Source organism: Streptomyces sp. NBC_00984 (assembly GCF_045162475.1).
GTDB lineage: Bacteria > Actinomycetota > Actinomycetes > Streptomycetales > Streptomycetaceae > Streptomyces.
Window position 1 is genome coordinate 3,281,524 of the sequence record NZ_CP108734.1, and the last position, 20,793, is coordinate 3,302,316.

Annotated in this window: 17 protein-coding genes and 2 pseudogenes; 7 read left to right on the top strand and 12 right to left on the bottom strand. The window is 66.5% G+C overall.

Annotated elements, in window-relative coordinates:
- Nucleotides 1–132: 132 nt before the first annotated feature.
- The 5 genes and pseudogenes from OG520_RS14145 to OG520_RS14165 form a co-directional block, all read right to left on the bottom strand.
- The gene (locus OG520_RS14145) at nt 133–675 is read right to left on the bottom strand and encodes an NUDIX hydrolase (RefSeq protein WP_399327740.1); all 543 of its coding nucleotides are present in this window, start codon (nt 673–675) and stop codon (nt 133–135) included.
- A 5-nt stretch (nt 676–680) separates the two neighbouring features.
- Nucleotides 681–1,803 (bottom strand): annotated as a pseudogene (locus OG520_RS14150) (adenosylhomocysteinase).
- A gap of 52 nt (nt 1,804–1,855) precedes the next feature.
- On the bottom strand, nt 1,856–2,326 hold the full coding sequence (locus OG520_RS14155; protein ID WP_399327736.1) for a hypothetical protein: 471 nt from the start codon (nt 2,324–2,326) through the stop codon (nt 1,856–1,858).
- Entirely contained in the window at nt 2,323–2,724 is a 402-nt protein-coding gene (locus OG520_RS14160; protein WP_406013396.1) for an ATP-binding protein, read from the bottom strand. The genes OG520_RS14155 and OG520_RS14160 overlap by 4 nt, the downstream gene beginning before the upstream one ends.
- 11 nt (nt 2,725–2,735) lie before the next feature.
- Nucleotides 2,736–3,164 (bottom strand): hypothetical protein, encoded by a 429-nt coding sequence (locus OG520_RS14165; protein WP_406013397.1) that lies wholly within the window; start codon nt 3,162–3,164, stop codon nt 2,736–2,738.
- Between the two features lie 154 nt (nt 3,165–3,318).
- On the opposite strand from OG520_RS14165, the gene OG520_RS14170 reads away from it, so the two are divergent.
- Genes OG520_RS14170 through OG520_RS14180 form a run of 3 tightly spaced genes read left to right on the top strand, consistent with a single transcriptional unit; the run spans nt 3,319 to nt 5,943 of the window.
- Nucleotides 3,319–4,422 carry a hypothetical protein gene (locus OG520_RS14170; protein ID WP_406013398.1) on the top strand — a complete coding sequence of 368 codons (1,104 nt, stop codon included), beginning with the start codon at nt 3,319–3,321 and terminating at the stop codon, nt 4,420–4,422.
- Between the two features lie 14 nt (nt 4,423–4,436).
- Nucleotides 4,437–5,105 (top strand): YdcF family protein, encoded by a 669-nt coding sequence (locus OG520_RS14175; RefSeq protein ID WP_406013399.1) that lies wholly within the window; start codon nt 4,437–4,439, stop codon nt 5,103–5,105.
- Between the two features lie 19 nt (nt 5,106–5,124).
- On the top strand, nt 5,125–5,943 hold the full coding sequence (locus tag OG520_RS14180; RefSeq protein WP_406013400.1) for a WbqC family protein: 819 nt from the start codon (nt 5,125–5,127) through the stop codon (nt 5,941–5,943).
- Between the two features lie 36 nt (nt 5,944–5,979).
- Here OG520_RS14180 and OG520_RS14185 read toward each other — a convergent pair whose 3' ends face one another.
- From OG520_RS14185 to OG520_RS14195, 3 genes are all read right to left on the bottom strand, one after another.
- Nucleotides 5,980–8,049 (bottom strand): Shedu anti-phage system protein SduA domain-containing protein, encoded by a 2,070-nt coding sequence (locus tag OG520_RS14185; protein WP_406013401.1) that lies wholly within the window; start codon nt 8,047–8,049, stop codon nt 5,980–5,982.
- 278 nt (nt 8,050–8,327) lie between these two features.
- Nucleotides 8,328–8,810: a hypothetical protein gene (locus OG520_RS14190; protein WP_406013402.1), complete on the bottom strand. Its 483-nt coding sequence runs from the start codon at nt 8,808–8,810 to the stop codon at nt 8,328–8,330.
- Nucleotide 8,811: 1 nt separating this feature from the next.
- Nucleotides 8,812–9,978 (bottom strand): hypothetical protein, encoded by a 1,167-nt coding sequence (locus OG520_RS14195; RefSeq protein WP_406016679.1) that lies wholly within the window; start codon nt 9,976–9,978, stop codon nt 8,812–8,814.
- Between the two features lie 46 nt (nt 9,979–10,024).
- On the opposite strand from OG520_RS14195, the pseudogene OG520_RS14200 reads away from it, so the two are divergent.
- The 3 genes and pseudogenes from OG520_RS14200 to OG520_RS14210 all read left to right on the top strand — a co-directional run.
- Nucleotides 10,025–10,445, top strand: a pseudogene (locus OG520_RS14200) (hypothetical protein); the annotation flags it as partial.
- Between the two features lie 1,123 nt (nt 10,446–11,568).
- Nucleotides 11,569–12,894, top strand: coding sequence for a hypothetical protein (locus tag OG520_RS14205; RefSeq protein WP_406013403.1), 1,326 nt, complete (start codon nt 11,569–11,571; stop codon nt 12,892–12,894).
- Nucleotides 12,895–13,101: 207 nt separating this feature from the next.
- The gene (locus OG520_RS14210; RefSeq protein WP_406013404.1) at nt 13,102–13,869 is read left to right on the top strand and encodes a transposase; all 768 of its coding nucleotides are present in this window, start codon (nt 13,102–13,104) and stop codon (nt 13,867–13,869) included.
- Nucleotides 13,870–13,969: 100 nt separating this feature from the next.
- On the opposite strand, the gene OG520_RS14215 is transcribed toward OG520_RS14210, so the two are convergent.
- Entirely contained in the window at nt 13,970–15,616 is a 1,647-nt protein-coding gene (locus tag OG520_RS14215; protein ID WP_406013405.1) for an IS1182 family transposase, read from the bottom strand.
- 193 nt (nt 15,617–15,809) lie between these two features.
- Here OG520_RS14215 and OG520_RS14220 point away from each other — a divergent pair, with 193 nt between their 5' ends.
- A complete protein-coding gene (locus tag OG520_RS14220; RefSeq protein ID WP_406013406.1) occupies nt 15,810–16,583 on the top strand; it encodes a transposase in 774 nt (257 codons plus the stop codon).
- Between the two features lie 164 nt (nt 16,584–16,747).
- Here OG520_RS14220 and OG520_RS14225 read toward each other — a convergent pair whose 3' ends face one another.
- The 3 genes from OG520_RS14225 to OG520_RS14235 form a co-directional block, all read right to left on the bottom strand.
- Nucleotides 16,748–17,824: a tyrosine-type recombinase/integrase gene (locus OG520_RS14225; RefSeq protein ID WP_406013407.1), complete on the bottom strand. Its 1,077-nt coding sequence runs from the start codon at nt 17,822–17,824 to the stop codon at nt 16,748–16,750.
- A gap of 458 nt (nt 17,825–18,282) precedes the next feature.
- Complete coding sequence (locus OG520_RS14230) at nt 18,283–19,131, bottom strand: hypothetical protein (protein WP_406013408.1); 849 nt, start codon at nt 19,129–19,131, stop codon at nt 18,283–18,285.
- A 20-nt stretch (nt 19,132–19,151) separates the two neighbouring features.
- Entirely contained in the window at nt 19,152–20,678 is a 1,527-nt protein-coding gene (locus tag OG520_RS14235; RefSeq protein WP_406013409.1) for an AAA family ATPase, read from the bottom strand.
- Between the last annotated feature and the right edge of the window lie 115 nt (nt 20,679–20,793).

The following is a 20,793-nucleotide window of genomic DNA, read 5'->3' on the forward strand; positions in this document are numbered from 1 at the left end:
GTGTCGCTTTCCATGGCAATGATCACCGTATCAGGTGACGAAGGTCACTCTTGGTGGCCTGTCGCTGGGCGGGCTGGGAGGCCGCCCCCGCGCGCGTCGGGGTCGCAGGCGCAGGGGCGGCCGGCCTTGGGGTCAACGCAGTGCTTGGGCGACGCGCTGGCCCAACCTCTCGTCGTGGAGGGTGCCGACCGTTCGCCAGGCAGCGTCGGAGACTTCTTCGGCCTGGAGTTCGCCGATGTCGGCGGTGGTGCGGAAGAGGAAGCGGAAGTCGAAGTGCTGGTGGGCGGGCTCACCCTTGGCGGGGTTGGCGTCGATGGGGTGGATGTCGATGTGGAGCGGAGTCTCACCGTGCGGGGTGACGACGCGGTGCGGGATGCCGGTCTCCTCTGCGAGTTCGCGGCCGGCGGCCTGCAGGAGCGTCTCGTCCGAGGGCTCCAGATGACCGCCGGGCAAAAGCCACTTCTGGGTCACGTTGTGGAGAATGTGCAGGATGCGGCCGTCGGGGCCGACGAGGACGGCCCCTGCGGTGACGTGGCCGGGCAGAGTCTTGCGGTTGGTGAGATCGTCGCCGTCGTCCAGGAGACCGAGGACGACGCCGAGTTCGCGCTTGTCCTCCGGGTGTTCGTCGAGGTAGGTGGCAATAGTGGTGCGGATGTGGTTGGCCGTGATGGTCATGGTGATCACCTGTTGAAGTAGGAGAGCCAGGTCGCCGCGATGGCTTCGCGGTCGGGTGCGGGGACCTCATGGATGCCGGGGGCGAGGTCGCCGCGGGTGAGCATCCTGATCGCGGCGAGGATCTCGGCCTGGACCAGGAAGATGAACGGCCCAACGCTGGCGCCGTGGATGAAGTTGACGGCGTTGCCGCCGTTCGCCAGATAGAAGTAGTGGCCGGTGGTCTGGTAGCGGGTGACGTGGTCGCCGACCTGGGTGCGGGTGTAGACGTCGGGGAGTCCGGCGAGGTCGAGTTCGTCCTCGCTGCTGGTGACGGTGGCGACGTAGGCGCCGTTGCGCAGGTGGGAGAAGTCCTCGCCGTGCAGGGAGACGGCGCCGGTCGCGCAGAGGACCAGGCCGGCGCCGGTCAGGGCGGCTTCGCGGTCGCGTGCGACGGCGAAGCCCTGGGAGAGGGCCTGGGTGCGGCGGACGGGGTCGATGTCGAAGACGGTGACCTGGACGCCCTTGGCATGCAGGAGCCGGGCGATCGAGCTGCCGAGCTTGCCGAAGCCGATCACCAGGGCGGGGCGGCCATGGAGGATGTCACCGCGATCGCGCATGACGGCCTCGGTGGAAAAGACGACCGACTGGCCGACGAGGAAGTCCTCGGGGTCCTTCAACGGGGAGCGGGCGACGGAGACGACGGGGCAGGGAAGTTTGTCGAGGTCCTCGTAGCGGCGGTGCCCGTTCTCGGTGTCCTCGATCACCCCGGCGAGCTGGCCGGTGAACCGGCTGTGGACCTCGGCGAGGCTGGGGGGCGAAGTAGCCGCCGACGTCCAGCAGGGTGACCGTCTGGTCGGCGGCACAGGATTCGAAGTAGTCCAGAGCGTAGTCGGCCTGGGCGAACATTTCGCGGGTGAGGGTGTCGACCATGTGCGTCTGCTCGACCTCGCGCTTCGCGGCCGGGTGGACGGACTTCGGCTTGGGCAGCACCGCGGTGAGCCGGGTCATCGCGGCGACAGCGCGGACGAACGCGGGACGCTCGGCCAGCAGGTGCGTGATGAGGAACGACGCCGTCTGCTCACCCGGGGCGAACTGGGCGGCGATCCGGGCGAAGTAGGCGTCCAGCCGGGCGCGTTCGAAGGTTTCCATGGCAGTTCCCTCTCATCCGTTCCGTCCGGGGGCCGTGCGAGGAGATGCGGGTTCAGCGAGTGCGGGCGCATCCGAACAGCAGCCGGTCGGCTGCGAGCGCTGCATCCAAGTAGGCGTCGACCTTGGCGGCGCCAGCGGACTGCGGCAGGGGGTCCAGCCCGAGTAGGAGGATTGCCTCACCGCTGCGGGCGACCTGTTCGGTCCAGGACCGACGGGTGGGCAGCCGTAGCCGCCGGGAGGCGCCGGGGAAGTGCACCAGCACCTGGTCGCCGACGATCTGCAGGCAGCGCCCCAGTTCCGGGATGACCTCCCGGGCGCCGGCCAGGCCGCCCAGGCCGGCGGACAGCCGCCGCATCCGGGCCTCGGCCGTCTCAGCGGTGCCCGAGCCGGGCAGGGCCGGGGTGTGGGTGATCAGGATGTGCGCGATCTCGCGGCCGTCCGGGCGGGTGCCGGGCCAGGTCCAGGCTGCGAGCGACACCAGCAGCCGCAGCTCAGGGCCGGGCGGAGTGAGCAGGACGCTCATGCTGTCGTGCCTCCCGTGGCCTTGAAGCAGGACCAGACGATCTTCCCGACCGGAGCGCGGTCCTCGACTCCCCAGCCGTCGGCAAGCGCGTTCACCAGGATCAGCCCGCGTCCGGAGGTGTCCGTGCCAGCGGCCTGTCGGGCTTCCGGGTGCTGGCGGCGGCTGTCGTGCACTTCCAGGCGTACGACATCCTCGTCGGCGTTGAGCTTGACCAGGAAGCCGTGTCCGGGGGCAGTGCCGTGGACCAGGGCGTTGGTGGCGAGTTCGGAGACGCAGAGCCGGATGTCCTCGGCGCGGTCCGGCAGACCCCAGTCGGCCAGGGCCTCAGAGGTGAAGGACCGTGCCTGGCCGACCGACTCGGGCCGCGCGTCGAAGAACTGCTGGGTCGTCTTGGTCATCACGGTGGTCCTCATGACTCGGCGTCCAGGACGCGGGTGGTGCCGGGGTGACGGCGGCGGACGGAACCGCTGCGGGAGGTGGAGTGGTGGGCCGTGCGGGGCTTGCGGACCAGCAGCAGCCGCGAGCCGACTGCCTCGATCCGCCGCCCCCGTTCAGCGGCTATGGCCTTCGGCCCCAGGTGCGACATGGCCGGGGCGATGACGCCGTAGACGTCCGGCAGCGCGAGCACGTCCAGTAGCCCGGCGAACGCCGCTGAGGCGGGCCCGGCGGACGCGTCGCGGTCGGTGAAGACGCCGGACAATTGCAGTTCGTGGCTGCGGCAGTACTCGGCGAGCGAGGTGACCAGGGCGTCCTGCCGCGCTTGGGAGACCCGCACCAGCCGCAGGAAGCCGTAAACGACCGGGCCGCTGACCGGGCGATGCTCCGTGAGGGGTTCCATGCTCAGGACCGTCCAAAAGACTCGACAAGTGATGACGCTCTGATCGTGGCGTCCGGCCAACTCGCGGCCAATCACCGGCCGTTCTACTTCCGTTCCACTTCCGTCCCGCCGACTGCACGGATCTGCTTCGATGACCGGTGGAAGGGAGTGACGCGTGGCGACCGTGCACCACTGGACCGGCCGGGAGGCCAGGGCCCTGCGGCTCGCCCTGCGACTGAGCGTGCGGGCCTTCGCCCAGCAGCTCGGCCTGGCCGTCGCGACCGTTTCCAAGTGGGAGAGCAAGCTCGCTGACACCGAGCCCAGACCCGACACCCAGGCCATCCTCGACACCGCCCTCGGCCGCGCGGACGCCGCTGTCCACCTGCGGTTCGAAACGCTCCTGTCCGAGATGACCAGCCCGGTGCAGAACGCCGGCCGACGCCGCGTCACCGCCTCCGGCCCCCGGGCCTGGGAGTACGAGTCCTGGGCCGACGACCTCGACCGCGTCGTGGTCGCCCTGTCCCGGCAGAACTTCGCCTTCGCCGACAGCCTCCTCACCCGGTGGCTGAGCCGGTTCAAGGCCCCCGAGCTGGACGAGAAGGGCCTGTATCTCTTCGCCCGCTCCACCGCCCTGCTCGGCGACCTCAAGCGCGACCAGGGCGTTGTCCTGGGCCCGCTGTCCGCCCAGCACTCCTATGCCGGCGCCCGCGCGGCCTTCACCCAGCTCGACATCCCCCGCCGCGTCGCCCAGCTCGACTTGTCCCTCGCGGTCGTCACCGAGATGTCCGGGAAGCTGGAGATCGCCGCCCGCAACTACGAGACGCTCGCCGTCGATGACCGGCTCTCCCGCCGCGACCGGGCCCGCGCGAGGCTGTGGGTGGGGACCGCGCTGAGCAAGGACGGCCAGCACGACTATGCGACCCGCGTCATGCAGGTGGCGACCCGCGACTTCGAGGACCTCACCGAACCGGACGACTGGTCGGTGGCCCACCAGAAACTCGCCCTCGCCCGCCGCGGCGCCGGCGACCTCACCCGGGCCCTGCACTTCATCGACATCGCCCGCAGCAGCGGGACGCCCGACTCACCGATGCAACGCGTGCGACTGGACACCGCTCATGGCCACATCCTGCTCTCCGATGCGGCGACCCAGGATGATGGACTCCTCGTCCTCGACCAGGCCGCCAAGGTGGCCGCGCAGTACGGACTTGTGCACCAACTGCGCAGTATCGAGGGCATCAAGGCCATGAGCGAGGGGCCGGTCGGCCCTCGGCAACGATGACCAGGGAGAAACGCGTGAGCAACGACCAGCAGGGCATCACCGAGGACCAGTGGCGCCAGGCCAAGCTGATCTGGAACTACCACCAGATGCAGCACGAGCTGCGGCCCGTCGACGTGGCGATCGGGCTGGGCAGCCACGACCTCGGCGTCGCGGCCCACTCCGCCGAGCTGTACCGCTCCGGGCTCTTCCCGACCCTGGTGTTCACCGGCGGCAACAGTCCCACCACCGCCAAGGTCTTCCCGCGCGGGGAGGCCGTCCACTTCCGCGAGCACGCCATCGACCTCGGCGTCCCCGCCGAGGCGATCCTGCTGGAACCGAACGCGGGCAACACCGGACAGAACATCACCCTCTCGCGTGAGGTCCTCGTCGCCGCAGGCATCACCCCGGCGTCGGTGCTGCTGGTCTCCAAGCCCTATATGGAAAGGCGGTCGTTCGCGACCGCCCGCAAGCTGTGGCCCGACGTCGAGATCCTCTGCGCGTCGGAGCCGCTGGAGTTCGACGACTATCTGAAGTCCATCGGCGACGAGAAACTCGTCTTGGACATGCTCGTCGGCGACCTCCAGCGGGTCATCGAGTATCCAAAGCTCGGATTCACCATCGAGCAGGAGGTCCCGGAGGACGTGCATGCAGCGTACGAGTCCCTCATCCGCGACGGCTTCACCAGCCGCCTCATCAACCCCTGACCTGCCCGAGCCGGGCGGGTTGTGTGCCATCCACCAGCCGAATTTCCTGCCCCGGCTGACCACGCTGGCCAAGCTGTTCGCGGCGGACTACTGGATCGTCCTGGACGACGTGCAGTTCACCCGCCGCGACTACCAGCACCGAGCCCGCCTTACGAACCTCGACGACCCCGCCGGTCAGCAGTGGCTTACCATCCCCACCCGCCTGCCGAGCGGACGGCCCACCCTCATCCGCGACGCCCTGATCGACGACCCGGACTTGGCCCGCCGCAGGACCGAGGGGATGCTGCGGCAGCACTATGGGGCCAGCCCTCACTGGCGCGCCCTCGCCGAGGCCCTGGATCCGGTGCTGGATGCATTCGACACCGGCAAGTCCGCGACGGTTGCCGAGACCTCCACCCGCGTCCTGCTGGACCTGTTGGGCTGGGAGGGCCAGGTCCTCACCAGCAGCCGTCTGTCGGCCCGGCCGGGCCGCTCCGTCCGGCTCGCGGACCTTTCCGCGGCGACCGGCGCCCGCGCGTATCTGTGCGGGACCGGTGGCATGGCCTATCTCGACCCCGCCCCGTTCACGGTTCAGAACATCGCCGTGGCCTCGTTCCGGCCGCCCACCACCGGCATCTGGTCCTCCGGCCGCCGCCTCAGTGCCCTGTGGGCCTTGGCCACCCTGGGCCCGGACGCCGTGGCAGGCCGCCTCCGGGCACTCGCCGCCCACCTCGGCCGGCTCCAGATGGCAGCCGCCCCCTCCTCATGGAGGGGGGCGTACCACCGAACGTGGCCCTGGCAAGATCTCCGTGAAGCCGGGATGAGCCCCCGTGCGCCGGTAACACTCCGTCACCGGTAGTCGCAGTGTCGGCGAGCGCCCTGGCAGCGGTCCGCCTCAGTGATCCTCGACGATGAAGCAGGCCCGCTCGTAGAGTTCGTCGAACGTGATTACCTCGACGTCCTGGATGGATGTCCGGTATAGCTCGAAGGAGCTCATCTTCTCCGGGTTCACAGCGCCGTTGTGGGTGAACTCGCGCAGGCTCCCGATCACCACGACCTGTCGCGGGCGGGTGGTGGACAGTTCGGTGCCTGTCGGGGTGCCGTCTTCCTCGTAGATCCGGGTGAGGAACTGGCTGGAGATGAGCTGTTGGGCCTTGCTGGCCGTCTTTTGCACCTGCGCCACACCGCCGCCGAGTTCCTTGGATGCCTGGTAGACGCCCGCGCGGTACGGGGTCTTGGAGAGCAGTTCGGTGTCGTGGGTCTTGATCTCGCAGAAGAGCATGCTGCTGATCAGGCCCTTGGACCGCATGATGGCGTCGATGCGTTTCCCGGCTCCGCCGAAGATGTTGGCGCCGGTGGTGATGCGTTCCAGTTTGCCGTCGTTGATGGATTCGCAGGCGATGAGGTTGAGGCCGTAGCCGAATATCCACTGATTCGCCTCGAAGAATGCCTGCCAGACCGCCTCCGCCCCGCGTGTCGTTGCCAGGCTCTCCTCCTGCCGGAAGTAGTCCGGATCGGTCAGCAGTCGCTCGAACCTCTGGAGCTGTTCCTTGCGGTTGCTGATCAGCCGGATGTCCTCCTCTGTGAGCCCGCCGCCGATGGCTGTCCTGACCGCACCGAGAACCGTCGTCCGGTCCTGGCCGGTCAGCAGCTGGGCCAGTTGGGCCTCGTCGCCGGCCACGAGCTGGAGGGAACTGCCGGGTGTGCTCAGGTCAGTGCAGCCCTGGAGGAAGTTGATGACTTTCCAGAAGTTCTCGTGGACGTCCCCGGTGTCGACAAGCGCCTTGACGGCCCGCGTGGTCCCGGTCTCAGGCACTGTCTGCGTGGTGGAAACTTCCCCAGCCTTCTTCTTGTCCTTCTTCCAGAGCTTGATCCTCGGCGTGAAGGTGTCGCCCTTCTTGATGATGGTGACGCTGCACAGGGTCGCTACCTGCGGACGGTCGTCGAGGACGAAGTCGGTGATCATCCGGCTGGCGCGGGTGTCGTAGAGGTAGTGGAACCCGCTGCTGTCCTGCGCACCGCGGATCTCTAGGTCGGTGAAGTTCCTGCGGGTGACATCGAACTCGGTGGTGGAGAAGGGGAGCCGGAGGCCTCGAACGGTTGGGGTGGCGGGCGCTGCGGCTTGGGTCCGCCAGTCCGGTGGGGTGTTGGGCAGCGGACGGGTGTCGCCTTCGACCACGAGGTCCTGGACGTCGATGCGCCCGAGCTGGATGAGCACGGATCGCAGCGTCTGCCAAACCGCCTCCTTCGCCTCCGGGGTGCAGGTGGGCAGAAGCTCGCGCTCCACCGTCAGGACCGCCTCGTAGGTGGCATCCGTCCAATTGTCACCAGGTATGGGATGGAAGAAGCCGCCGTCACGACGGAGGGTCAGGACCGCGGTGCGGAGCAGGTCGCGTGAGGTCTCCTCGCCAGCGCAGTCCAGGAGGCTGAAGGCCTGGCCGAGGACCAGGTCGAGCTTGCCCGTGTCCTCGTCCTCCAGCGGCAGCGGGACCAACGGGCCACTAGGCGGAACTCGTACCGGCTTATACAGGGGACGGCCCGAGAGGAACTCGTGCGCACGCAGACCCCATCCGTCCGGCGCCAGAAGCAGGTTCAGTTCCTCGACGTGTTTTGTGGCCTCCTCGACGTCAGCCGCCACTTCAGGGTGGACCACCCGTGCCAGAAAGCTGAGCAGCACCTCGTCCGGCCCGTCGGAGAGTTCCAAGCGGGAGTCCTCGAAGATCCAGTCGTCAGGCAGGTCATCGTTGTTGAACCGGTGCTGCTGGATATCGGCACGGACAGTCGGAAGCTGACTGTCGCCGACTGGAGTTCGGTCCAGGTCGTAGAGGCCCCGCAGGAACGTGACCTCGTCCAGTTCGCCCCACCAGGGGCGCGAGATCCCGCGCAGATACTTGAAGATGTCACGCCGTGTCACCGCCGTGATGGTCGGCGGCTCCTTCGCTCTCGCGGGATCGGTCGAAGTCATGCGTCCAGGATGGACGGTTAGGCAGTAGGCCGCGGGATAATTGCGACTTTCACCTCGTCGAACACGCTGCCACCCACACTCGTTCCACCCGCACCGCCTCCAGGTGCGGAGACATAATCCGTACGAAGTCATCACATCCGCCGCGGGTCCCGCTACCCGTGACGGAGTGCTACCGGCACACGGGGGCACATCCCGGCTTCACGGAAATCTCGCCGGGACCCGAACGTCCCCAGTCGTATACGACTTCCTCGTGCACCATCGCGTACCGATGTCTGTGCTCAGCTGGACGATCCGAAGGGAGCTGAGCCGGGGCGGGCGGCGGGCAAACGCCGCACGTTGTCAGCTGCGGCAGCCTGCTCCCGTAGCTGTTCGATCTCCTGGTGCTGGGCGGCCAGCCGGGAGATCGCGAGGTTCTTGAAGGCCGTGAGCTCGGCGAGATCCGCGTCCCGTTCGGCGACCCGTTCCTTCAGCTCGGTGACCTGAGCCTTCAACCTCTCGATCTGGGATGCCCTGGGGTCCGTGACGATCCCGGCTGCCTGGGCCTCCTTCACCCGCCGTTCGAACTCCTCCGCGAGGTGCTGATAGGGGCCGGGCCGTTCTCCCTTCGGATAGAAGCCCGTGCGAGTCACCCCTGCCTCGGCCGCCAAGGTCTTGAGATCGCACCCGCCACCTGGCGGGATCGCTCCGGCCAGCAGCCGGTCCATCGCCGCCTGGATCGCTGCTTCGTTCCGGGCGCGGGTCTCTGCTGTCAGGCGTCCCATCTCAGTCCTCCGTCCCGGCCGCGGGCGTCGGGTTCCCGCTGGCGGCGTCGATGTCCGCGAGGACCTTCTCCGCACGGATCAACTCCACCTCCAGCCGGGCGCGTTCAGCCTTCTGCCCGCGCCCGAGCATCCCGATGAACACCTTGTTCTGCCCGACGGTCTTCTCCCAGACCGGGCGATGACGGGAGTGATGGGTGGCCTGAGCCGAGTCGCACATGCCCATCAACGGCCGGTCTGCGGTCGGAGTCCCCGCGAGTTTCAGGCACAGTGCCTTGGCGGGGTCGGCGAACCAGCAGTAGTTCGCGGTCCCCAGATGCAGGGTCTTGGCGCGTTTCGCGAGCATGCTGCGGACCTGCTGGTCGTTGATGATCACATTCGGTGCTGTCTGGAGCGCGTCGTCCAGCTTGCCATCCACACTCTGGAAGAACTCCAGCAGGTCACGGGCCCCCGGACCGGACGGCTTGATCCCTGCGCGAACGTTTTCCCACTCCTCGGCGACGATGGCGAGGTTCCGCTTCTCCTCCTCCTTACCGACCTCTGCGAGGAATCGGGACTGGGATCCGCCGGGACGGTTCAGGTACGACTCCGTGGTGAGCACTGAAGAATGACCAAGGAGGTCACGCAGCACCATCAGCGGATCGGCCTTGGACAGGTAGAGCTTCAGCGTGGCGTCGGCATCGGTCTCCTTGACCATCCGCGCCGCCTGGGCGTAGTAGCCGCTGACCAGCTGCTCAAGGGTCCTGATCGAGAAGGTTTGGCGGAGCCGGTGGGGATGAACATGCGGGAATCGCGGCTCGAAGCGTTCACGGATCCGCTCGGAGGCGCGGGCGAAGACCGTGGGCCACGCGGCGAACGGGCCGCCGTCCGGACGTACGGCCAGCAGCATCGACCCACCGTCGGGCGCCACCAGGCGGCGGCGTTCGACCGGCCGCAGGGCATCCCCGCTGACTCGGACGCCGTTGACCCGCCCGCCTCGGGCATCTGCCCGGGTGACGAGCAGCGGTTCCCCCCAACTCTTGGGCGGCTGCCATGGAGAGCCGTCCGCCGACAATGGCCGGGTCAGCCGGAGGTAACGGTGTACTTCCGCGAGCGCGTCGTAGTCGATCCATGTCGTGCGGAACTTCCGGCCCTTGGTCACCCCGGCGGGCACCGGGAACGGGACCGGCAACGGCGATCGCTTACGGGGGAGCGGCCACCGGCCGGCACCCCGACGCTGGCTCGACCCGAGCCAGGGCGGCATTCTCACCGACCTCCTGACCAGCGAGCTCGTAACCCCCGTGTGGTGCACGAGCTGGCGCAAGGACGCCACCACGATCATCGGCCCCCTCCTGAGGCTGCCCGACTTCCCTTACCTCGACCTGCCTCGCCCCCAAATCACCACCAGCCACCCCGACGGCTACCTCTGGAAACGCGACCACGTCGACCCCTGGCTCGGCAGAGCTCCCGTCGTCTGGATCGACGACGACGTTCACCACCCTCGACCACGGGTGGGCACAAGAGCGCACCGCCCGCGGGCTGCCCACTCTCCTCGTACAGCCCGACCCGTACGTCGGTCTCCTTGCGGTCCACCTCGCGGAGGTACAGGAGTGGGCAGCCCGGCAGTCGGGCACGATTGAAGCCATGGACGCCGTGTAGAGCTGTCAAGGGCGCAACCGCACGGAGACGGGCCCGCGTCCTGCCCTGCGGACCCGCCTCATCTGTGATGGTCTACTTGCGCGGGCGACGCCTGGCAGCGTCCGTAAGCGGTTGAGCTGCCACGGCCGGCCTCGCAGTCGCCCTGCTGGCTCCGATGCGGGCCATGGCGGCCTGCGCTCGCCGGTTCGGCCGGTTGGAGATGCGCCAACTCAAGACCTCAGCTGCGGACTGGGCACTGCCGAGATCCCGCTCGGCTGCGGCTTCGGCCAGCACACGGACGGGCCGATGCCCGACAGATTCTGCGCGGGCCAGAACGGTCGTGAGGGCGGGCCAGGCCCGGCCAGTCAGGATGCGGCCGGCGTGCTCGGGGAGAGCTTGTCGTACGGCGGTTTCGTATCGGTCGGCGGACCGCAAAGGCCGCCCAACCCGCTCCGCCGCAGGTCAGACGGCCTTTCGCCGGACGTATTAGACGTTGAAGCGGAATCTGTAGTACAGAGCTCCCACCTGCGAAAACGCGGAATTACGGAGGTCATCCCAGCACCATCCCAGCACGGGCGTTCTATCCCAGCACCGTGCAGCGGGACGGCTCTCGTACTCCTAAGCACCTTGAGTGCCAGCGCTCCGGCTCGTCCCCTCGGACGGAAGAGACGTCGCGCCCGGGGACGCGGACCGCATGGCGCGCTGCATGACTTCCCGGCAGCGATCCCACGCGCTGGGCAGCAGATACCCGTAGATGTCGACCGTGGCCTTAACGGAGCGATGCCCCAGCCAGCGCGAGACCTCGGGAATCGGCACACCGCTGGCCAGGGCCGTGGAGGAGAAGAGGTGCCGCAGGCTACGAGGCGTGTACTTGGCTTGGCCGTCAAGATCGACCAGGGCGGCCGACATCCATGGCGACCTATACGGCCCGATTTCGAGGGCCAATCAGCAGGGCATTGCGTCGAACCTTCAGCTCGCTCGCCGGACGTCGCGAAGAACGCGACGACCGGGCTACGACGGTCAGCGCTCTCCGTTACTGCACTTCGCGAACCGCCAGCGTCGCACTTTTGATCAACGGGGGGCACCGTGCACAGACTTACCCGAGAATGACCACGTCGAACTGTTTCATCATCGGGAGATTCTCGTGGCATCCGTCGCGCTGGTCCACTGCACCACCCTCATGCTGCAGCGCCTCCCGGAACCCCCACCACGCTGGCTTCAGCGAGACGAGCGGAGCTTCGCCTACCCGTATAAAGAGTGGCGAAAGCCCCGGGGATGGTGTCTGACCTTCTTCACCGACCGGGACACCAACTTCGGCAAGCGCACTGTCATCGGCGTCGGTGGCGCTTTTCCAGGGAGACGATCAGGGACCTACGAACGCTCCCTGCTCACGAGAGATTTCACCCTTCTGTCTCGGCCGCTCCCGCTCGCGGATCTTGAGATGCCGATGGGAGCAAGCCGTCGCTTCCTTCAGGACGACGGCCGCATGTCGGAAGTGGCTGGCGAACGGCTGCTCGAATGCATACGTCAGCTACGGCCCGAGCTGGCTTCGACGCTTTCCGGTCTGGAGCAGTCGCTGGGGATGCACCCACCAGCAGGCGCTGTCGGCGAGAAACTGAACCTGGAGAAGGACGCCGTGGGCATGCTGCTCGAGGCCGCGGGTATGGAGCGTGACGTGGTCGAGTCCTGGCAGTCTCCTGTCGCGTCCGAAGTCCTGGAGACCCGCTCTGTTCCATTTCTCGCGGGGCTACCCGATCTCCGACAGATCGAGGACCAACAGATCGTGCACGACTACCACCGATTTCCGGGGATGACGGGCATGGACGCGATCGAGGTGGGGTGGCGCATCTACCGTCGCAGCGGCGGGCCTTCTGGCCATCGCCTCTTCGTGTATAACGCCAACCGCCACAACATAGAGACTGTTACCGGGGTCGACATGATCTACGTGAACGAGTTCACCGGAAGTGTCACCACGGTCCAGTACAAGCGGATGCGCAAGGAGGCGGGCCTCTGGACATATCGGTACGACGCGACCGCGGAGCGCGAGCTGGAGCGGATGGCGATGGTGGACAAAGAGTGCGAACAACTCGACGACGGCTTGGACCCACGGCTCGTCACCGCTCCGAGCATGGTCAAGCTGTGCCGAAACGTGCCCTTCGTCATGAGCTCTACTGCGCTCATTCCCGGCATGTACCTCACCCGTCCTCACTTCAAGGCGCTGATCGACAGCCCGCTCGCTCGTGGCGCTCGTGGCGGCAGGCGCCTTCGGGAAGGAGATGTGCCTAGATATCTGAACAACACCACGTTCGCCACGCTTCTCAAGGACGGGTGGCTCGGTACGCGAGGTGCCAGCAGCGACTACGTCATCGACTTGATCGTCCGCGCTCTTTCACCCGACGGCCCGGGGTCCGTAGCGGTCGGTCTCCACGGAAGCTCCATAGCTCCTGGGAACCGACGCATCTCGTGGTAAATCAGCTTTTGCCGGTGGAAAAATGGCAGCATCTGGGTCCCGATCTTGCATGCTGCCATGGGGATGAACCCTCGACGGCATGCCCTCCACAGTCCCTACGGCGCGCGCCGGTTTGCGCCCCGAAAGTAGCTTCGCCTCATCCTCCTCTGAAAAGGCACCGCTAAGACCTGTCCCGTAACTGCTGGTCACAGGTGAGATGATCTTGCTGTGGCTGGTGTGATCACGGCGTCGGAGCCGTCTTGGATAGCCCCGTTCACGGGGCTGAGCCCGCGTATCTTCGGCAAGTTGGTGACTGCGCTGCGCCGCGAGGGTGCGGATCCGGTGCGCAAGGGCCGCCCGTGGTCTCTTCCGCTGGAGGACCGGGTGCTGCTGGTAGCGGCGTACTGGCGAACGAACTTGACGTTGCGCCAGCTTGCCCCGCTCTTCGGTATTTCGAAGTCCGCGGCTGACCGCATCATCGATCACCTCGGTCCGTCGCTCGCGCTGCGGCCCCGCAAGCGGTTCCGTAAGAACACCGTGCTCATCGTGGACGGCACCCTGGTGCCCACCCGCGACCACACCATCGCCGAGCAGTCCAAGAACTACCGGTACTCCACGAACCACCAGGTCGTTATCGACGCTGACACTCGGCTCGTTGTGGTGGTCGGCCGGCCTCTGCCCGGCAACCGCAACGACTGCAAGGCGTGGGAGGAGTCCGGCGCGAAGGCCGCCGTCGGTAAGACCATGACGATCGCCGACGGTGGCTATCCGGGCACCGGGCTGGTGATGCCACACCGGCGCCGCAAGGGCGAGGAACTGCCCGACTGGAAACACGCCCACAACAAGTCCCACAAACAGGTCCGCGCCCGCGTCGAGCACGTCTTCGCCCGTATGAAGACCTGGAAGATCCTCCGCGACTGCCGCCTCAAAGGCGACGGCGTCCACCACGCCATGCTCGGAATCGCCCGCCTGCACAACCTCAACCTCGCCGGATAGACGAGCGGTCGGGCTGGTCACCGTCCACGTCCACACCAGGCAGAGATCATTTACGGGACAGGTCTTAGCTTGACTCTGTCGGGGATCTTGGTTGTTTGGTTCAGCTGCCGAGGGTTCGCCACGACTTCGACCGGGGGATCTCGTTTTGGTCCAGGAAAATCTGGAAGGCGGTCGGCGGTCTCGGCGAAGTGGGTTTGTCTGTCTCTGACCGGCGGCTGAGTCGTTCGATGTTCACGGCGATGGCCGTGAGTACGTGTTGCAGGTGGGCTTTCGGCTGTCCTCGGTAGCGGCAGTGGCGCATGCCGTGTCCGTGGGCGAACTCGTTCATGGTGCCCTCGATTCCGGAGCGGACCGCGTAGCGGGCCTTCCAGTCGGGTGTCTGCTGCTCGGTGCGGACTCGGAGTTGCAGGTCTCGGAGTTCTCGTGGGGGGAAACCCACGGTGCGGGCGCTGTCGGGGGTAGTGGTGCAGCGGGTGCGGGCCGGGCAGGGACGGCACTGGCTCGTGGTGAACCGGGCCACGATCAGCGGGGCGGCGGTGGGTGAAGATGTCGGGTAGGGGCCGTGCCAGCCCTGGCTGAGCTGGCCTTGGGGGCAGGTGACCTGCTGGCGGTCGAAGTCGATGTGGAAGTCGTCCCGGCCGAAACCTTCATTCGTGCGGTGCTGGCGGGTGGGGTTGCCTGGCAGGGGGCCGCTGACGGTGATCTGGTGTTCGCGTGCGGCTCGCTCCAGGTGGACCAGAGAGGTGTAGCCGCCGTCGACCAGGTGCTCGCCGGGCAGCAGCTCGCGACGCGCGAGGCGGGCGTGGATGCCGGGCAGTGTCTGGCCGTCGTTGGTGGCGGCCGAGGTGGTGGCCACGTCCGTGATCACGTTGGTGCTGTCGGGGTCACACGTCTCAGTGACGTGCGCGGCGTATCCCTTCCAGCTGATGATGCGGCCGTGACGGACGTAGCGCGCCGTGGTGTCGTAGGGGGAGACGATCGTGCGGGAGGAGGGCGGCAGGCCGCCGTCATCGGCGGTGCGCCAGCGCAGTCGGCCCGTCTGGTCGCGGTAGTAGTTCTGCACGACGATCTGCCGCAGCGCCTCGGCCCGCGGGCCGGGCCGGTAGCCCAGCCGGTGGAGGAGTTCCAGCAGTTGGCAGGCGTCGTCGTCGGCGGCCAGGATTCTGGTCTTGGGCCGGGTGGGGTTCTTGCCCAGCCGGATCTGGCGGCCGTAGCGGCGTCCCCAGTCTTCGTCGACCAGCCCGGTCAGCAGGTGCGAAGTGGTACGGGCTGTTTCCACCAGCGCGGCACGGACGGCCTCGGTGACCAGTTCCAGCCGGGTAAGGTCGCGCACCGCGGCCAGGACGTGGGTGGAGTCGGTGCGCTGGGTGGTGCGCTCGCGCACCAGGCCGGCCTCCTTCAAGCGTGCGAGCGCCAGATCGAGAAGTCCGTCGGCGCGGTCGTCCCGCACCAGGCGCTCGCGGAAGTCGCCCAGCACGCTGTGGTGGAAGCCAGGATCGTCCAGCTCCATGGCCAGGGCGTACTTGAAATCGGCGCGGGAGCGCACCGCCTCCGCCGCCTGCCGGTCCGATAAGCCGAGCAGGAACTGCAGCACACAGACGGTGGCCAACTGGGCGGGCGACATGCCAGGCCGTCCATCGCGCGGATACCAACCCGCAAAATCCTCGTCGCACCGCAACCCGTCCAGCCGGTCCCTCACCCACATCGCGGTCGTACAGCCCGGATTACTCGCGCGCGCGATCCGCACGGTCAAAGACGGGACTTGCTCACCGGAACGAGCATGGAGCGACAACGGACACCTCGACAACTGGATCGGCCTTCGAAACAGTCCCGAGCATGCCCGCTCATCACGCTGCCGCACCGCGAAATACCAAGATCCCCGACAGAGTCAAGCTAGAGGTTGTCCCGTAACTGCGGGTCAGGGGTGAGATGATCTTGCCGTGGCTGGTGTGATCACGGGGTCGGAGCCCTCCTGGATAGCCCCCTTCACTGGGCTGAGCCCTCGGCAGTTCAGCAAGCTGATCACCGCGCTGCGGCGCGAGGGAGCCGATCCGGTCCGCAAGGGCCGGCCATGGTCGCTTCCCCTGGAGGACCGGGTGCTGCTGGTGGCCGCGTACTGGCGCACCAACCTCACCCTGCGTCAGCTCGCCCCGCTGTTCGGCATCTCGAAGTCTGCGGCCGACCGGATCGTCGACCACCTCGGACCCGCTCTCGCCCTTCAGCCCCGACGGCGATACCGCAAGACCACCGTGCTTATCGTGGACGGCACCCTGGTTCCCACCCGCGACCGGACCGTGGCCGCCTCCAGCAAGAACTACCGCCATTCCACCAATCACCAGGTCGTCATCGACGCCGACACCCGCCTGGTCGTCGCCGTCGGCAAGCCGCTGCCCGGCAACCGCAACGACTGCCGGGCCTGGGAAGACTCTGGCGCCAAGGCCGCCGTCGGCACCACTCCCACGGTGATCGCCGACGGCGGCTACCGCGGCACCCGCCTGACCATCCCGCACTACCGCCGGCACAAGAACGAAGAACTACCGGCCTGGAAAGAGGACCACAACACCTCCCACCGCAAGGTCCGCGCCCGCGTCGAGCACACCTTCGCCCACATGAAGAACTGGAAGATCCTCCGCGACTGCCGACTCAAAGGCGACGGCGTCCACCACGCCATGCTCGGCATCGCCCGCCTCCACAACCTCACCCTCACCGGATGACCAGGAAACAATGCTGGTCAACCAGCACGCCCTAGATCATTTACGGGACAACCTCTAGGCAGAGACGCCCGTTGACGGCATCGCCGGCTTGATGTCGTCAGTCGATAAGGAGCCGACTGCACCGGGGAGACCTCGTCTCGGAGCAGCACGGAGGTTCCAGCACTTCAGTCCGTCTCGTTCGGTGGTTGAAGAGTTGCGTCCAGGGACGCGGGACGCATGGCGAGCTGCAGTACCTGCCTGCAGCGGTCCCACGCACTCGGCAGCAGATGCCCGTAGATGTCGACCGTCGTCTTCACCGAGCGGTGGCCCAGCCAGCGCGAGACCTCGTGGATCGGCACAGCGTTGGCCAGGGCCGTGGAGGCGAAGAAGTGCCGCAGGCTACGAGGTGTGAACTTGGCATTGCCGTCAAGATCGACCAGGCCGGCCGAGAGGCATGCCTTCTTGAACTGGTAGCCGTAGGAGGAGATGGACGGCATCACGCCAAGGCCAGGCTGACGCGGGGCAAAGAGGGCCTCGAGTCGAATCCGCTTGCCCTTCTGTCCGGTGAAGACCATGGGCACCGGCTTCCATCTGCGGAGATGAGCGTCGATCTCCTGCTCGATGAACGGAGCGGTTGGGACGTCTCGGCACTCCTTCTCCAACCGATGCTTGAGCGGCACGAAGGGTGCCTGACAGTCCTCCTGGTGCGCCTTGGCACTGACCTGCCATCGGACCCTGACGTAGCCGGGCCGCCTGCACTCGGCGGAGAAGGCCAAGGCTTCGCTAGGTCGCTGGCCTGTGCCGGCCTGAAGATAGACGGTGAGGCGGAACTGTGGCGAGATGTGCGCGGCGATCAGATCCACCTCGGCTGGCGTCGGAACTGCATCCTCGTCCACCGCCACAGCATCCCTACGGGATACGCGGATGCCCCGCGCAGGGTTCTCGGTGATGCGCTTGTCGACGACGGCCGCCTCCATGATGGCGGCCACCATCACCATGCGGTCGTTCACTGTCGATGCAGCCAGCCCCGCACCGCCTCGGTAGATGTCCTTGACGAACCTCTCAAAGTCCCGGCGCGCCAGCCCAGCCAGCGGCTTACGACCAAGGCTCGGCACGAGATGATTGCGGATGAACCCTTCGTAGTTACAGCGGGTCGCCTCACCGATGACTCGTCGCTCCAGCCACTCCGCAGCCCAGACCGACAAGGACATGGCGCCGCGCGCAGGATCGACGCAGACGCGAGCCTTCTTGTCCTTCTCCACACCGGCGGCAAAGGCATCCGCACCATCCAGGCCGATCCTCCGCGGAAACGACTTCTCCCGCTGCCGCCCCCGCCTGCCGCCTGGCTCCCGATACCGCACGGTCCACGCGTGACCGCATCTTGGGCGCATGCAGGGATAGTTCCGATCGCGGACATCCCGCTTGCACCGCTGAAAGACGCTCGCCACCCAAGTCCCCGATCTGCAGCCGGACCCAGCACCTGAGATCGTCGCCAGCGCCTCACAACGGGACAAGAGGCTCGTCACTAATCCGCTCGTTTCAGCGAACGTGACCCTTCGATCCCAGGCCGAACCAACGGCCTTACTGGTCTGGCCGTTTTCCTCGACGCCGGGGGCACCGCGGCCTGTGGAGTGCCGGGGTGCGCGAGTCAGAAGACTCCAGCCGCCCGACAGCAACCCGGATCGACGAAAGTCTGCGTCGCTACACCCAATCTGGTTGGTTACAGCGAGCCCGCCGAGCTGGGACTGTCTTGCCCTGTGGGGCCTTCGCAATAGAGGTCGTCGGCTGCAAGTGTCCGGTACGTGATGCCTTCACAGCTGTTGAGGTCTACGGCGCACCGGCTCTCCGCCTCATCCTCCAGGTAGACCCGGACCATGCGTGCGCCACCGCGTTTACGCTGCCTCTCGACGCTATACGTCACATCGGAGATCGCGCGGTTGGCTTCGATGGCGTAGCGCTTCCCCAGCTCGAAGAGCCTGAAGTGGTTCTTGGCTCGCGCGATGAGCGTGGCATCCCAGGATGCCGGCGGGCTGACAAAGAAGCGCAGCCGCACCGTGCCTGAATCGTGGACCGATCGCGCATCCAACCAGCCCTCTTGGGAGATCCGATCGAGATATGGATGCAGGAGCGTGGTCTCGGCGCTGTCCGGCCGCTTGTTCCCCTTGATCAAATTGCACCGCTCGCAGACGGGGACAAGGTTGAGCGGGTCGACACACAGCACGGGGAAATGACTCTTCGGCATGAAGTGGTCAAGTTGGCGAACGGTGCCCTGCCTGCACAACGGGCACCGTTCGTTGGGCGGAGCGGCCATCAACTCGTCACGTATCACCCGCCCCCCGACGGTCTTCATGCCGTTCTCGTAGGCCCAATCCACGAAGGCGCCGTCGGCGATCTCGGGAACCTTAAAGCACTTCGGGTCAAGGTCATGTAGATTCCTTGCAGCAACAGCCTCACGAAGCGTCTGGCCAGCCCTCTGCACAGTATCTACCGCGTTGAGCAGCCGCTCGCGACGCTCTTCTGCCTGGGTACCAGCGACACATGCCTGGTAGCTGTCACTGGCCTTTCGCATGGGAACCTTCAGGGGCCACATCAAAGGGGACCATCCGTCTTCTCCGCGAGAAGAATCCGGACCAACCCCTTTGCCTCTCCGCCGAGCTTGCCGTCGAAGTAGGCAACAACCTCTTCATATGTGTCCAGCGCCGCCACAGCTTTGCCGATCTCGGCATAGAAGCCGGACTCCATCACCTCCAGCCCGAATACCTCGTGGGTCAGCACACCCACGTTCTCTCCGTACGTCTCAATCAGCGGGCGCTCGGCGCGGCTGCTCTCGCCCTGGCGTATGAGCTTGTAGACGCTGGACTGGGGCACCGTCTGGAGTACGACGGGCGAGTGTGTAGCAACTACAGCGACCCCGTTGCGCGCGGACAACAGGTTAGACAGCGCCTGCATGAAGGAAGCCAGCAGCGGCGGATGCAGATGGGCTTCGGGCTCATCCACTAGGACTAGGGACTGCTCAGCCACGAGATGCACGAGCTGTGTCATGGTCAGCGTCACGATCGCGTGACCTGAGCTCATCCGCCCGAAGGCAGAGGTCAGGTCCCGTACGTGGGATTCCGTAACTTTCATGCCGGCTCGTATATCGCGGGCGTAGGCCGCGATGGCGGAGTTCGCAAACTGAGGGTCACGGCTCAACAGCATTATGGCCTCGCGCCAGCGCATGAGGTCGCGCGAGTTGATGACGGCATGGATTCCAGCGTTGAAGGCCGCTTGCAGTCTTTGCTTTTGGGTTCCGGTGGGCAGATCATCGAGCGAGATGCCTTGGAGGCCAACGTAGGTGTACTTCACCGCCTGGGGATCGCTCTCCTCGACCACTTCGACGAAGGGATCGAAGGCACTGAAGGTGACCGAGACCACGTTCACGAACTGCTCGCCAGTTGCGGACGTGGAGGTCGGGAGCACATCCACGAGGCCGAATTCCGCGTGCCTCTCGGGCCAGACGACCGCAGCGGCAAGATTCCGCAGCAGGGTCGTCTTGCCAACTCCATTGCGACCGATGAGAACGTGAATGTTGCTGGACGGCGTGGAGTCAGGATCGACCTCGAAGTCGAGAATGCTCTCAGCCCTGTTTCCCGGTGCGACGTAGCGGAACCGGTACTCGGTCAGCCGGACTCCGCCGCGTGCAATCCGGTTGAACTGGGTCCTGACCGTCCGTTCCTGGATCGTCCGCAGCAGTGATGATCGTGTCACTGGGTACTGCACCGCGCGGTCAAGGAGGTCAGGGTTGTAGGCCACGTCAGAGAGCCCGCGAAGGATTACTTCGCGCCTGTCGTGTCCAAGCTTCTTGATGTTGTCGTAGTAGCGATCACTCTGGCCGAGAGAGAAGAGTTCACCCGGTGGCGAGCCATCGTAGACTCCGGCACGGATGGGGCTGGGACCGTCTTCCTGCCCAGGGACGGCGACCTTGACGAAACCTAGGTTCGTCTGCGTCTGTGGGTCTCGGTACCAGAGCATGTAGCCGGTGCGGAAGCCGAAGTCATCCCAGTCATCGGCTACTAGGACCACGGCCTCGGGGCCTGAGCGCACAGGTGTGTCTTGGGGTAGGACAATGAACTTCACCGGGTCGAGCCTCCGGTTCTGTGGCGGACACCCGCACTACGGTCGAACTGAGTCTGGACCCTATCGCCTCGCTCTGACAGAGCGATCACGACGAGATCAGCCCAAGGCAGTGTGC